The sequence below is a fragment of the Thalassotalea atypica genome (genome assembly GCF_030295975.1).
Taxonomy (GTDB): Bacteria; Pseudomonadota; Gammaproteobacteria; order Enterobacterales; family Alteromonadaceae; genus Thalassotalea_F; species Thalassotalea_F atypica.
The window spans coordinates 2,787,572-2,800,949 of the sequence record NZ_AP027364.1; the positions used below are offsets into that span (position 1 = coordinate 2,787,572).

The 13,378-nt window shown below is 37.8% G+C and carries 15 protein-coding genes and 1 pseudogene; 10 read left to right on the top strand and 6 right to left on the bottom strand.

The genetic code is table 11. The features are described 5' to 3' along the window. From QUE03_RS12835 to QUE03_RS12845, 3 genes are all read right to left on the bottom strand, one after another. On the bottom strand, positions 1-294 hold the full coding sequence (locus QUE03_RS12835; protein ID WP_286262058.1) for a type II toxin-antitoxin system RelE/ParE family toxin: 294 nt from the start codon (positions 292-294) through the stop codon (positions 1-3). Further along, complete coding sequence (locus tag QUE03_RS12840; protein ID WP_286262060.1) at positions 294-533, bottom strand: type II toxin-antitoxin system ParD family antitoxin; 240 nt, start codon at positions 531-533, stop codon at positions 294-296. Before QUE03_RS12840 ends, QUE03_RS12835 begins: the two co-directional genes overlap by 1 nt. A 193-nt stretch (positions 534-726) precedes the next feature. Beyond that, positions 727-1,149, bottom strand: coding sequence for a MarR family winged helix-turn-helix transcriptional regulator (locus QUE03_RS12845; RefSeq protein ID WP_286267846.1), 423 nt, complete (start codon positions 1,147-1,149; stop codon positions 727-729). 123 nt (positions 1,150-1,272) lie between these two features. Here QUE03_RS12845 and QUE03_RS12850 point away from each other — a divergent pair, with 123 nt between their 5' ends. Then, positions 1,273-1,770, top strand: a complete 498-nt coding sequence (locus tag QUE03_RS12850) for a cytochrome P460 family protein (RefSeq protein ID WP_286262062.1) — start codon at positions 1,273-1,275, stop codon at positions 1,768-1,770. Positions 1,771-2,168: 398 nt separating this feature from the next. On the opposite strand, the pseudogene QUE03_RS12855 reads toward QUE03_RS12850, so the two are convergent. After that, positions 2,169-2,417: pseudogene (locus QUE03_RS12855) on the bottom strand (IS110 family transposase); the annotation flags it as partial. Between the two features lie 243 nt (positions 2,418-2,660). Here QUE03_RS12855 and QUE03_RS12860 point away from each other — a divergent pair. The 9 genes from QUE03_RS12860 (at position 2,661) to QUE03_RS12895 (ending at position 11,652) form a co-directional block, all read left to right on the top strand. Continuing rightward, entirely contained in the window at positions 2,661-3,122 is a 462-nt protein-coding gene (locus QUE03_RS12860) for a nuclear transport factor 2 family protein (protein WP_286262064.1), read from the top strand. Between the two features lie 330 nt (positions 3,123-3,452). Further along, positions 3,453-3,812, top strand: a complete 360-nt coding sequence (locus tag QUE03_RS19640) for a nuclear transport factor 2 family protein (RefSeq protein WP_350227389.1) — start codon at positions 3,453-3,455, stop codon at positions 3,810-3,812. 170 nt (positions 3,813-3,982) lie between these two features. Next, a complete protein-coding gene (locus tag QUE03_RS12865) occupies positions 3,983-4,144 on the top strand; it encodes a YqaE/Pmp3 family membrane protein (protein WP_286262066.1) in 162 nt (53 codons plus the stop codon). A 165-nt stretch (positions 4,145-4,309) separates the two neighbouring features. Next, entirely contained in the window at positions 4,310-5,152 is an 843-nt protein-coding gene (locus tag QUE03_RS12870; RefSeq protein WP_286262069.1) for an MBL fold metallo-hydrolase, read from the top strand. 117 nt (positions 5,153-5,269) lie between these two features. Further along, entirely contained in the window at positions 5,270-6,040 is a 771-nt protein-coding gene (locus QUE03_RS12875; RefSeq protein WP_286262071.1) for a hypothetical protein, read from the top strand. Positions 6,041-6,238: 198 nt separating this feature from the next. Further along, positions 6,239-7,129, top strand: a complete 891-nt coding sequence (locus QUE03_RS12880) for a hypothetical protein (protein WP_286262073.1) — start codon at positions 6,239-6,241, stop codon at positions 7,127-7,129. Positions 7,130-7,350: 221 nt separating this feature from the next. After that, entirely contained in the window at positions 7,351-7,695 is a 345-nt protein-coding gene (locus tag QUE03_RS12885; protein ID WP_286262076.1) for an antibiotic biosynthesis monooxygenase family protein, read from the top strand. 34 nt (positions 7,696-7,729) lie between these two features. Next, entirely contained in the window at positions 7,730-8,395 is a 666-nt protein-coding gene (locus tag QUE03_RS12890; RefSeq protein ID WP_286262077.1) for a hypothetical protein, read from the top strand. 464 nt (positions 8,396-8,859) lie between these two features. Next, positions 8,860-11,652, top strand: coding sequence for an ExeM/NucH family extracellular endonuclease (locus QUE03_RS12895; protein ID WP_286262079.1), 2,793 nt, complete (start codon positions 8,860-8,862; stop codon positions 11,650-11,652). Between the two features lie 61 nt (positions 11,653-11,713). On the opposite strand, the gene QUE03_RS12900 is transcribed toward QUE03_RS12895, so the two are convergent. After that, the gene (locus tag QUE03_RS12900; RefSeq protein WP_286262082.1) at positions 11,714-12,466 is read right to left on the bottom strand and encodes a hypothetical protein; all 753 of its coding nucleotides are present in this window, start codon (positions 12,464-12,466) and stop codon (positions 11,714-11,716) included. Between the two features lie 189 nt (positions 12,467-12,655). Then, positions 12,656-13,375: a glutathione S-transferase gene (locus QUE03_RS12905; RefSeq protein ID WP_286262084.1), complete on the bottom strand. Its 720-nt coding sequence runs from the start codon at positions 13,373-13,375 to the stop codon at positions 12,656-12,658. Positions 13,376-13,378: the final 3 nt, after the last annotated feature.

Here is a 13,378-nt window from a genome sequence, read left to right on the forward strand (position 1 = left end):
TCAGAGCGCGCGGTTAACATCTATACTCTTGTGTAATATTCTTACAATCAAAATTTGGTTTGCTTTGTGCGCTTTATAATAAATTATGTGGCTACCTTGAGGACGTTTTCGGTAACCTTCTCTTATATAATCGCAATTAACTGCTAGCATCGGTTCACCTGCTAGTTGATGGAAAGTATTATCTAACAGTTTTAAGTAATCATCCCTTTGTGCTGTTCCCCAAGTTAATTGAGTATATTTGGCTATTTTAATTAAATCACTTTTGGCTTTACCTGATAATTCGAATTTCGACATTAATGGTTATCTTTATCCAGCTCTGAAATCAAAGAATCATATGAGTAATCTGCAACGCCACTGTTTTCACCTTCAACTAGCATTTTGCGTAAATTCATTATCTTTGTTTCCTGATCTTCCAAGACTCTTAAACCAGCGCGCACAACTTCACTTGCTGAACCATAACGACCTGAGTTAAGTTGCTGATTTATAAATTGATCAAAATGCTCGCCTAATGTTACGCTCGTATTTTTAGCCATAATGTAAAACCCTTGTAGTACCAATATATATTGGATTATGGTATAAAAAATATAACAAGGCAATTAAACGGACAAAAACAGTTGGCTTTTTGCTCCTTCGTCGCTGATTTTAGCCAAGCATTTATGCGCCCATTAGTAAGGCGTTAGCTGCCTTGAAAAATCGCAATAAAGCTGGGCCCCACATATTTAACCTTTAGTCATTGTTTAAGGTTAATTTATGGCAAATCTTAATGACTAACTTTGCTTCATCCATTGATAAACCGCTGGCGCAAAATGCTTTTTCAGTCGCACTTATACTTTTTGATGCGAGTTTCTTTCCCGTAGCTGTAACCGTAACCTTTTTTTTCCGGTCATTCTCAAGCATTCGATCAAGCTTAATCAGGCTTTTCTCCTCAAGCTTTTTTAGTAGTGGGGTCATAGTTGCTTTACTGAGATTTGTGCGAGAAGCAAGCTCAGTGATTGAAATGCCATCTGATTCCCATAGAGCCATCATTACAGCAAACTGTGTATACGTTAGCCCTAACGGTTCAAGAATAGGCCTATAAATGGCAGTTAAGTGATGCGATGCTGAATATAGCGCAAAGCACAATTGGTCGTTTAGTCGAGCAGCATTCACCGACAAGAGTTTAACTCCTTTAACGTATTCGAAGACAAATATTATGCAGTTTTAATTATTAATTGACAACAATGTTCGTATACGAATATTATGTACCCATACATTGTAGAACTGGAGCATCGTATGAAATCGAATATTATATTATTATTGTTGTTTGTTACTTTCGGAGCTAATGCAGATGATCAACGTGTATCACTACCTGGAAATTACAAAGAAAGTTTTGTGGAATATCTATCATTAGATAGGGTGCAAAACCATGATCAGTTTATACGATTATTTGCTAATGATACTGCTATGGCAGGAAAAAATACAAAGGGCGAATTTCTAAATGGATCAGTCTTAGTTGCAGAGGTATATTCTGTTCAAAAAAATGAAGATGGTACGGTTAAAAAATCTGTCTTGAATCGAAGAATAAAAGATAAACTACTACTAATCGCAATAATGGAAAAACAGGCGAATTTTGCAAAAACAAGCACGTCCAAAATCAACACCGGAAACTGGGACTTTGGCGCTTACAAACCGAATGGTAAAGCTGCATCTAAAGATTTAGATGCATGCCGTGCATGTCATACCCCTCTTTTGGAAAGTGATTTCGTTTTTTCTGGGGAGCATTTACCGTAGCCTAGAAGTCGGCTAACAATGCAAGCAACCCGACGCCATAGGCGCGGGTTCTTTTAGCGTTATATTACATTATGAAACCATCGAGATATTCGTTACTTGAAGAAGTGTAAGAAGTTCAAAAGAAGCTATATATCAAATTGTTTTTAGCCATATTTGCACTACTTATTATTTCTACTCTGTTAAATAAAATGGAAATGTATTTACTCGCTTTTCCTATATCGTTTTGGTTTTTGCTTAAAGTCAAATTCGCGGCTAGTGATGTAAAATGCACTTGTTGCAACAAACCATATGGTGCAACTTGCCAATACTGGAGCTTGAATCATATTGAGATCCCCAAGCATTGTATAAACTGTAAAGTAGAAGCTATGTAATATAACAAGAGATTATGGCGTCAATAACTAATTTTTAGCCGTTGGCGCTTCCCATATTACACGGTCCCTGAGCATTGAATTTAATATCACCACCATCTTTCTGATACAGGCGATTATTGCTACTTTTTTAGGTTTTCTAAATGCGACAAAGCGCTGATATGTTTCTTTGAACACTGGGTTACTTTGAATCGCAGACATCATCGCCATGGATCAGATAGTGCGTACTTGATGACGGCCTCCTTGTATTTTTCGTTGCCCCTTGTAACGACCACTCTCAATAAAGTCACGGGACTACTAAAGCTTGGCTCAGTTTCGCTCGGCTTTACAGTTTAGCAAGCTATTATCATCCCTTTATCTGTATACTCGCCCAACTGGAATATATTTTTACAATCGCAATATACTCACAACTTGTAACAGTTTAAATAGCTTACTTATTCATCAAGTGTGTACCAAATAATGTTTTCATATTATTGTTTATTACTAATAAAACTCTAAGTTAATTAGTGAGATATAAATACAATGAATAAAATAACACTGCTTTCAGTGGCTGTTGCGGCTTTCACCTTTTTATTTACTGCAACCAGTAGTGCTGGTTCTGTGACAGGTAAAGAATACCAAGCAGTTATAGATACGGCGTATAACTATTTTAATGGCGCTGCAAATGGAGACCAAAAGCTCCTTTTAGAAGCTTTTGATTTGGAGTTTGGTCATGTAAAAATGATAAGCGTGAATAAGGAAACAGGAAAAGAAACCATTAGAACAGTGCCATTAAAAGAATTCGCTGGATACTTTAAAAAAGCAACTAAAGATACATGGTCAGCAAATATTCTGTCAGTCGATATAGTTGATGACAAAATGGCTATGGTGAAGCTAGATTTTGATACACCAAAAACACATTACATTGACTATCTTGTAATGTACAAACGCGAGAACGGATGGCGCATTATTAATAAAACGTTTGTTGCAAAGAAGAAACAGTAACTAATGGAAACTAACCAGCAATTAAAATGGTCATGCCTTTCTTCAATTTGGTGGGTACTGGATCAATTAAAGCTTGTTAAACAATGACAAAATACCGCTGTTTTTCCCCTTTTGACGCTTATTTAACTGATTTTTATTTGCCTCTTCATGAGACGTATTATTTGAAGTTATTTTTTAATATTGATTATCTATTTATAAAGGAATGATCAAAAAAGCGTTAGTTCAATTTTGTCGGGATTTATAGCGGCATTTTTTACGTTGTCTTGCCACGCGGATGACAAATCATACAGCTCTATAGAGCTGTCAAATCTAAAGAAAGCTATTTATTGTATGGAAATATTGGAAGACATAAAAGACCTGAAGCCGCAACAAAGAATAGATATTCTGCGTGACGAGTGTTATTGGGTGAACTTTATTGAACATTCCCCTCATATAAGCGATGGCCGAGAAAGACTATTCCGATTATTTCAAAATCAATATAAAGAATATCCAGAGCTTTCAATATCTATTAAGCGAAGTGCTTCTGAGGGCGATCTAGTGTGGTTACATCTTCATGTGAAATGTACGCCAGACTCTCGCAGGGCGGCTCTCATACATATTTTCCGAATGAAAGACAGTATGGTTGTGGCGCATTGGGGAGTAGGACAGCCTGTTCATGAAAAATCTAAGAACAACAACACAATGTTTTGATCATAATTTAGTATTTGGGTTAGATAACAGGTGCATAAGAAAGAGAGGCTGCTAACAATTTGCTCAGTTTTACTACGTTAAACTATACTAGCAAGCTATTATTAGTCCTAATCACTGGACGTTATAAAACGAGAAAACCTAGTTAAATATCAAATTATTGGAGATTCAATATGAACAAGATAATACATATTATTTTAGCTTTGTTGTTGCCACCTATTGCGGTGTTTTTAAAAAGCGGCGTGGGTAAAGATTTACTCATTAATATAGTGCTGTGCCTATTTTTTTACGTGCCGGGTATTTTGCACGCGGTTTGGCTCATCACAAAAGATTGATCGGCGTCTAAGCAAAATAACAGGCCATTGCAAAGCGTAAATGTTAACCGCTTGCGTGGCTCCACACCGACTCTTATTCTAGGCCGAATTCCTGTTCCGTTTAGCCTAGCGCTGTGTAATTTCCAGAGCACTATAGTTTAACTCTAATAACAAAAAAGGTAATTAATGATGATATGGAAATCGATTGTAGTTTTAGTCTTACTCCTTCCCTCATTTGTCTTCGCAAATTCCAAAGATACGCTCTTTGATATTAAAAAATATAGCGGTACATTTTGGGTGTTGGAGGGTAAAGCATACGGTACCAATGTCGGCATAATTGTGAGTGGTGAGGAGCTATTATTAATTGATCCTATGCCGGGAGAAAATGCACTTGATGATCTTCACCTTTTAATAAAAAAAACTACTAACCTTCCAATTTCATATGTTACTAACACTCATAATCATGAAGACCATTCTGGTGGAAACGAATATTTCCAAAATAAAGGCGCAAAAATTCTTGAACAAGAAACGTTAAACCATAAAACCCATGAGACCACCGCCCTTTTATCGACTAAGTTTGGTTTGGACGTGGTTCAAGTGAAATCACATACAAGTTTAGATAGTTTATATTTCCACTCAGAGAGTAATATTCTATTTGTAGGTGATGTCTTTGATAATAGTTGGCACCCTACTTTTTACGCTGGTGGCATTGAGGGATTTACTGCAACGATTAATAAAATATTAGCAACTGGCGATGAAAACACGTTGATTATACCGGGTCATGGAGCTCCTGCGAGTAAGAAGGTGGTAGAAACTTTCTATAAAAATACAATAGTTTGGTTAGAGCGTATTTCTACTTTACTTAAAGAAAACATGTCAATAGAACAGATCATGGAAGATCAGCAAATAAATGAAATTTTACAGCGCTTTAATACCGAGCAAAGAAAGGAATTTATCCCTGAAAGAGCATTTAAGCGTTTTATCGAAAGAAGCGTTTCAATTGTTGCTTCAAATGAATTGAAAGTGTAAAGAAGGCAAATCGAACAGGACAAATAACCGTTGGCTTATCGTTCGAGTCTTGCTTGAGGGTAGCCAACAAATACCAAGTCGCATTATTGTGGCGCTAAATGATTGGAGGGATTCAATTTGAAGTTTAAAACTCTAGTTTATATTTTAGGCGGACTCTTAATGTTAGCCGTGGCTGGCATATTCATGCTCGTTTTTTTAGTACCAGATACTGGTCTCCCACAATACAAAATAAATATCGCTGTAGAAGCTGCTAAATCATTATTTCAGTTAATTGTAGTTGTGCTAATTGGCGGCACAGTTACAGCGTTAATAAAAGCTTTTGAGACGAGCAATAAAGAAAATAAAGAAAGCGAAGAAGAAAAGCGTCGGCTGATACGACTAGAAGACGAAAAATTGCACGAAGAGGCAAAATTTAGATCTGCGATTCGGTCTGACTACTTAAAACGCGTCGGTACATCTTATCGCGTGGCCAAAGCTGTTAGTAGAGATTTAAGAGCTGCCGGTTTAACGAATAAATTTAACCTCTCTCCAACTATTTTATCTGAATATCAAGTTACCTTCTATCGAGAAAGTATGACACAGATAAACGAGGCTCAACTGGAATTGGAAGCACTGAAAATTGAAGCCATGAGTTTGCCTGACTTGGTTGAGCTACCTAATTTGGATAATTTATTGAGATCAATGGAGCAATATTTGGGAAAAATTCTAAAAGAGTATCAAGAGGTGAACCCTAAATTAGAGCATAATCGAGATAGCGTAAGTTTTGAAAAAATGAAAAGGCTAAATGAGTTTACCGGCTCAGCTAGCGAAGGCGGCAGTGAAGGTTTTGAAGATTGTTTAGCCACTCCTCACGATAAGATCATTCAACTTGTTGCGAATAGAACTTAGCAAAATTAAAACTAAATCACTCACCTAACTCGTTGATTGTCACCATCAGCGCAAAATCAGTTAAAAATCATAAAGACGTCATGCGTTTTTAATTAACTTTGCTAGGGTAACCACTTATTCAATCACAGTTAAACGTTTTATCGGCGGGCCTCAATGTTGACGTTAGATAATTCGTTAAATTTACATTAAGGATAAGTGATGAGCCGTCTTTATTTTTTAATTGCGTTGTTGTTTCTAACTTTCACTATCAGTGATAACAGTTATGGCAAAAGTAAACCTCCAATCAATGAAAATAGCTATTTTGGCGAAAAATCTCCGGGCCTTATCCCTCAACTTTTTGAACCTGAAATAGTCTCTCCAGATGGCTTATTTGAAGGTGGTACGTTTTCGCCAGATATGACGGAGTTTTATTTCACGAGGAAAAATGGCAAATATAAACAGCGCACATTTTTTGTTATTCGCTATGAAAATAATCACTGGGGTCAAGAATCTGAGACTAAAATAAGATGGCCGCAATTCTCTTTCGATGGCAACATTATGTATCAAGGAAAGGAGTATAGAGAAAAAACCGACACCGGTTGGTCACCTCTTAAAAGCGCAGGTGAATTCTTAAATGAACAAGCACATGGTTTGTCAGTTACTTCAAACGGAACCTATTATTTTCCTTTTTTTAAAAAAGAAGATAACGGGCATGGCAACCTTGGTTACTCACGCCTGATAGACGGTAAGTATGAAAATCCCAAAAAGTTAGGTACCGAAATTAATACAGGGGAATACATTGCTCACCCTTATGTTGCGCGAGATGAATCCTATTTAATCTGGGATGTAGTACGAGAGGACGGATACGGGCAAGCAGATATCTATATCAGTTTCAGGCGCAAAGATGGCACTTGGTTACCAGCCATGAATATGGGCCCAACAATAAACACTGCACTTCAAGAAAGCTCTCCTCAAGTGACACCTGATGGAAAATATCTATTTTTTACGAGAGGCGAATGGAAAGAGAAAGAAGACGGCAGTCGTAATTACGTTGGAAAACGGTATTGGGTAGACGCTCAGGTGATTGATAACCTCAGAGCCCAGCAATGAGTTTTACTTAATCAAATGAATCGAGAGATTAAAAGACGGCCCTATTTATTACGGCAAGTGAGTAAAACGCAATCATAAATCTCTCATATTGGTCATTTATCAAAACTAAATACCAACAATCAAAGCGCTAAGTTTTTATATGGCTTTTTATTGCTGCGTATCGTATTTGTCTTATTGTGACAAACTACAATGGTCTTATTTTTTAAATTAAAAGGTAACTTATGATCGCAGTAATCTTTGAAGTTGAAGTCGCTAAAGGCATGACGGATGAATACTTAAGCATAGCCAATGAAATTAAACCTTTACTTACAAAAATTGACGGTTTCATTTCCATAGAACGATTTCAAAGTTTAACTGATGACGGTAAGCTTTTATCACTGTCATTTTGGCGTGACGAAGCAGCAATTCAAGAATGGCGTAGTTTGGAATCTCATCGCCTTGCCCAATTGAAAGGTCGTGGCGGAGTATTCGAGGATTACAGACTAAGAATTGCAGGGGTTATTCGAGACTACGGTATGCAACGCCGTGGTGAAGCCCCAAAAGATAGCCTAGAGGTATATGGTTAACCATCAGATCTGGCTTTATTTTAAGGTAACTATCATGAAAAAATATATAAAAATCTTTATTGTCACGATTTTATTTTTACCCATTCTAGGGTATACCGATTCGACTTCAGATGAAAAAGATTCCTGGGATAAAGCTTATAATAGTGCAACAAAACAGCGATTCATTCCTGTTGAACTTTTTACCGGAGAACGCTGGGACGGTAAGCATGAATTGAACCTAAAAGAAGCTTCTACCACTGCCTGCGCTATTGTTATTGGTCGAGATAGACCTTGCGACAATTATTACCTTTCAGGCCCTTTTAAAACAGACACCAACAACACCAAAATTGAATGGGCAGGTAATGAAATCCCCTATTATAAAAGAACATACAGTACCCAGCGTGGTGGTGAGGTTGAATCTTTCTTTACCATTAATAACTCAAGAGATGGTTTGGTGAGAATTTATGACAAACGGAAACAATGGGGCGTCAGAACTTATAAAGGATTAGGGAGTAAATTTCCACTGGGATATTGGAAGCAAGGTGAAGTGCGTACGTACCCCTCAGATAGACCTACAAGGATCGAAATCGTGGAGCTTGATGGGCCTAACCATTGTCTTACCTTTCGATGGGTAATTGGACTCGGTGAAAGAAGAAATCAAGATAATAATTACACGTTTTGTCCTGATAAAGGTTTTACAGAGTTCAAACACAATAACTAATGTTTGGATTCAACAAAAAAGAAAACTATTGTAAATACTGGTATGGGCGCATAGCTAGGCTGTCAAAAAATGAAAAAGCCCCCAGCCTTATACTAGTAATATGTCTGCTCTACTCTGCCTGCACACTGACTTCTTAACATACGGAAGTATTGTTTCAACTATTGCAGTTCACTTAACATTACTACCAAGTGTACAGTTAATAAGTTGACTAATTGGTCAGTCTCTTCTATAAAACTATATTCAAGATTTTAAATTAACAATTCTGTAACAAGTAATTGCATTATGCAGAGATAGATTTTGCGCATGAACACATTAGAAATTGCATGAATTGTTTAATAAAACCTTCATTAACCATTACGTATTAAAAATTATAATTATAAACCTCAATCACGTTATCTATGCAGTTAAACCAAGAAAACCTTGGTGTGTTTGACCACTTTAATTTAGCTCTCAAAGGAATAAACATGAAACAAAGATATTTACCTATCTTAGGTTCAATGAGTTCACGCTTAAAACCGCTAATTATAGCGTTGGCCGGGTGTAGCTTTACAGGAGCAAATGCTTCGGTACTTATAAACGAAGTTGATGCTGATCAAACAAGCACAGATAACGCAGAATTTATTGAACTGTACGACGGTGGTGCTGGAAATACAGATCTTACAGGTCTTTCAATCGTTTTATACAATGGCTCTGATAATGCAAGTTATAATGCCTTTGATTTAGACGGCCTATCGACAAATGCAGAAGGTTATTTTGTATTATGCGGCGATGCCGCAAACACTGCAAACTGCGACTTAGACGTAAATCCTAATACGAATCTTATTCAAAACGGTGCTGATGCTGTGGCGCTTGTTCAAGGTGATGCGTCTGACTTTCCTAACGACACGCCTGTTTCGACGGAAAATCTAATTGACGCCATCGTCTATGACACGTTTGATGGTGATGACCCTCAACTGCTTGTCTTGCTCAACCCAGGCCAGCCACAAGTTAATGAAGGTGGAAATGGCAGCAAAGATACAGACTCAAATCAACGATGTGATATTGATGCTCGTATTGGCCGAAATACCGATGGCTACCAACAGTTCCCGCCAACGCCGGGTATGAGTAACACTTGTGAAATAGAAGTTGTTGAGATTGGACAGTGTAGTGATGAAGCAACATACATTCACGATATTCAAGGCAATGGCGCATCAAGTCCGCTGTTTGGCGAAAACAACATTATTATTGAAGGTATAGTAACTGCCGATTTTCAGGCATCAAACGAGTTAAGTGGTTTCTTTATTCAAGAAGAAGATGAAGACACAGATGCCGATGTTACGACTTCTGAGGGGCTTTTTGTCTATCACTCCAGTGACAATGTCAATGTGGGTGATCAGGTTCGTGTCATTGGTCGAGTTAATGAGTTCTCAGGTAATACGCAATTAGACCAAGTAAGCGATCTAATTATTTGTGATACCGGTGGAGCCATTAGTCAATCGTCCTTAACATTACCATTAAACTCGATAGAAGAATTTGAGCAGGTGGAAGGAATGTTGGTCGATTTTGCTCAGCCTCTGACGGTTAACGACAATTTTAATTTAGCTCGTTATGGTGAATTAGAACTTTCAGCTGGTCGTTTGTATCAATTTACGCATAACAACCTACCCAACGTAGATGGTTATAGCGCCCATCAGACTGCAGTAGCGCTTAATAAAATCACATTAGATGACGGAAGTACTAAACAAAACCCTGAGATTATTCCTTATCCGGAGCTGGGGCTGACGTCAGAAAATACATTGCGAATAGGTTATACGACAAGTGTCACAGGTGTTTTGAGCTATGCTTTTGGCAAATACCGTATTCACCCAACTGAAAGTGTTCTTTTTGCAAAAGATAACGACCGTAACCCTGAGCCACCATTAGTTGGTGGGGACTTGAAGTTAGCAAGCTTCAATGTTCTGAATTACTTTAATACGATTGACAACGCTGGCACCGGATGTGGTCCTGATGGAGTATTAGGTTGTCGCGGTGCAGATAGTGAAGCTGAATTTACTCGCCAGCGCGATAAAACACTTCAGGCTATTTCTAAAATCGATGCTGATATTGTTGGTATCAATGAAATTGAAAACAATAGTGTTGCTTCAATTAAAGACTTAGTAGATGGTCTTAATGCTTTGATGGGTGAAAACACCTATAGTTATGTTGATACTGGCACTATTGGTACTGATGCCATTAAAGTAGCGCTTATTTATAAAGCGTCAAAAGTTAGTCTATTAAATGATTTTGCCATTTTAGATAGCAGCGTGAACCCACTCTTTATCGACGACAAAAATCGTCCAAGCCTTGCTCAAACCTTTACATCAAATAACGGTGAAACCTTCACTGTGGTAGTGAATCACTTTAAGTCTAAAGGATCTTCATGTGCTAACATCGGTGATCCTAATAAAAATGATGGTCAAGGGAACTGTAGCGCTACGCGCAAGAATGCATCCATTGCTTTATCTGACTGGTTAAAAACAGATCCAACACAGAGTAGTGATGATGACTTTATTATTCTTGGCGATCTAAATTCATACGCTAAAGAAGATACTGTCACTTACCTTACCGATAACGGATTTATTAACCTCATCGATATGTTTAACGGCGCTCAAGCTTATTCATTTATATTCTCTGGTGAAAGTGGTTATTTAGACCACGCAATAGCAAGTGAATCAATGGTTGATAAAGTGACAGGTGTGGCAGAATGGCACATAAATGCGGATGAGCCACGTGTATTGGACTATAACGTAGAGTTTAAATCCGACGAGCAAGTGAACTCACTTTATAGTGTTGACAGCTTCCGCTCTTCAGATCACGATCCCGTGATTATAGGGTTACAATTGAATAATGCCCCCGAATGTCAATTAGCACAGCCTAGCACAAGCCAATTATGGTCGCCCAACCATAAATTTGTACCAATAAGTATTTTAGGGGTTACTGATGCTGATAATGACAAAATCTCTATTTCAATTGACAGTATCTTTCAAGATGAAGAAGTGAATGGAACAGGTAGTGGTGACACTTCCGTAGATGGTCGAGGCATTAACACCGAAACGGCTGAAATTAGGGCCGAACGAGATGGCAATGGCGACGGTAGATTTTATCATATTTCGTTTACTGCTACCGATACCAATGGCGCCAGTTGCTCAAATACGGTACAAGTCATCGTGCCAAAGAGTAAAGGTAAGAAGTCTAATCCTGTAGACGGCGGCGCCTTATTCGATTCCACAACTAAGTAGTAAAGTTAATGTGAGGGAGAGTTCCCCTCTCCCTCACATTCTATGATTGAAAATAGGTAGCTTATAAACCACTCATTTCTTTGTTCACCGTAATAAGCTCATTCCATTGATTTTTAAAAGACCTATCGTAGTTAGCTTGAAATGCTTTAAAGCTGCCTTTACCGTATAACTCTTCAAAGTGTTTGCTAAATTCCCAGTCTTCATCCCATGCAGCAAATGATTCCATGGAAGAAATCCCCATCAAATGACGGCCATTTTTGTAACCTTGGATAAACTGGTTGTCCATTACTGCCCAATATTTAACTTTGCCAATTTTATCCAGCGTTTTCTTTATTTGCGTTAATAAATATTTTCCGACTTTGGGATCATAACTCTTGCTTACGGTTAGGTATCTCGTCATAAACATTTCAGGAGCATCGTTCTTATCCAAATTATTTATCTCTAACCCCTCCATCAAACGCCATAATTCACTTTGTTTATAAGACGTAATATAAGGGTTGATGTTATCGGCCCAATCATCATCGTGTTTTTTATTCTCAGGTCGAGCGTCTAATTCAGAAAAATTGACAGGGCCCATTACCCAAATTAATTCATTGGCATCAGGACCATATGTGACATTGTATATTTTCGTTTTTAGGGGTGCTTCGGTGTGGTATTTTTTAATATGTGCCCGCATATTTTTAGTGAATTTCTTGGCATGTTGGTTGTCCACTGTAAATCGAAATGTATCCCATTGGGTATAGGATTTGGATTCTTCAGCGATAGCCGAAAATGCGAAAAACAGAATCGTAAATAGAGTTGATATTTTATTCATAATAGTACCTTTTGCTATACTATTACTGCCTTAAACCAAGAGGTTAAAGGAGACGTCAATAATATTGATTAATAACAGAGCCAGTATAGTAAAGAACACCTGTATTGCCATTTGGCAATTTAGGAAATGAAATGAAAAGTCATCAAACGTGTCTAATAAATTAATGCCAATTGTCTGCTAATAGCTATTTTACACATCACCAAATACAAGCGGTTGTTGCCCCCTCGACCACAAGCTGTGCTTTGCCATCACCTTAGTGAACATTGCACTTTGCAAATACTGATTAAGCCAGCGTTTAACGTTTGGATATGGTGATTGCAAATACCACTGCCTCTCTACGCGGGCGAACTGCCTGATAAAAGGTAACAGTGCAATATCCGCTAGACTTTCATTACCGTCAAATATGAACTGATGTTGCGTTAAACGATTTTCCAAACCTTTAATATACACTTCACACGCGATGCGGCATTCCAACAAGTTAGTTTCATGATAGCGCTTGGAACATTTGTAGGCTTCTAAACACGTTTTGAAATCAATATCAAATTTCTGAATTAATGTCAGCATTTCATTTAGTTCAGGAGAAGTAGCTGGTTGTTGCGGCTCATTTTCTTGGAGCTGATTGTGTGTTGAACGAAGTAAATTATTGGGATCGCTTTCACCCAACGCCCACAGCATCACGTCTAAACTTTCATCAATAACTGTCGAGCAAGGTAAAACAACGACAGGTACCGTCGCTTTAGGTGATGCGAGCACCATTTCTTCAGGCTTATTTTTTAGCACAATATCACGAAGTTCAACGGGCTGTTGTGACTTAAAAATAGCCAACCTTGCTCTCATCGCAAATGGGCAGTTTCTCAAGGAATATAAAATAGGTAGCGTCATCTGTTTCCCGTAACTCATATTGTTCATCGA

Bases quoted from the DNA above. Each gene is read 5' to 3' on its own strand.
- QUE03_RS12895 (WP_286262079.1), top strand. From the start codon at position 8,860: ATGAAACAAAGATATTTACCTATCTTAGGTTCAATGAGTTCACGCTTA.
- QUE03_RS12900 (WP_286262082.1), bottom strand. From the start codon at position 12,466: ATGAATAAAATATCAACTCTATTTACGATTCTGTTTTTCGCATTTTCG.
- QUE03_RS12860 (WP_286262064.1), top strand. From the start codon at position 2,661: ATGAATAAAATAACACTGCTTTCAGTGGCTGTTGCGGCTTTCACCTTT.
- QUE03_RS12905 (WP_286262084.1), bottom strand. From the start codon at position 13,375: ATGAACAATATGAGTTACGGGAAACAGATGACGCTACCTATTTTATAT.
- QUE03_RS19640 (WP_350227389.1), top strand. From the start codon at position 3,453: ATGGAAATATTGGAAGACATAAAAGACCTGAAGCCGCAACAAAGAATA.
- QUE03_RS12880 (WP_286262073.1), top strand. From the start codon at position 6,239: ATGAGCCGTCTTTATTTTTTAATTGCGTTGTTGTTTCTAACTTTCACT.
- QUE03_RS12890 (WP_286262077.1), top strand. From the start codon at position 7,730: ATGAAAAAATATATAAAAATCTTTATTGTCACGATTTTATTTTTACCC.
- QUE03_RS12865 (WP_286262066.1), top strand. From the start codon at position 3,983: ATGAACAAGATAATACATATTATTTTAGCTTTGTTGTTGCCACCTATT.
- QUE03_RS12850 (WP_286262062.1), top strand. From the start codon at position 1,273: ATGAAATCGAATATTATATTATTATTGTTGTTTGTTACTTTCGGAGCT.
- QUE03_RS12835 (WP_286262058.1), bottom strand. From the start codon at position 294: ATGTCGAAATTCGAATTATCAGGTAAAGCCAAAAGTGATTTAATTAAA.
- QUE03_RS12885 (WP_286262076.1), top strand. From the start codon at position 7,351: ATGATCGCAGTAATCTTTGAAGTTGAAGTCGCTAAAGGCATGACGGAT.
- QUE03_RS12840 (WP_286262060.1), bottom strand. From the start codon at position 533: ATGGCTAAAAATACGAGCGTAACATTAGGCGAGCATTTTGATCAATTT.
- QUE03_RS12870 (WP_286262069.1), top strand. From the start codon at position 4,310: ATGATGATATGGAAATCGATTGTAGTTTTAGTCTTACTCCTTCCCTCA.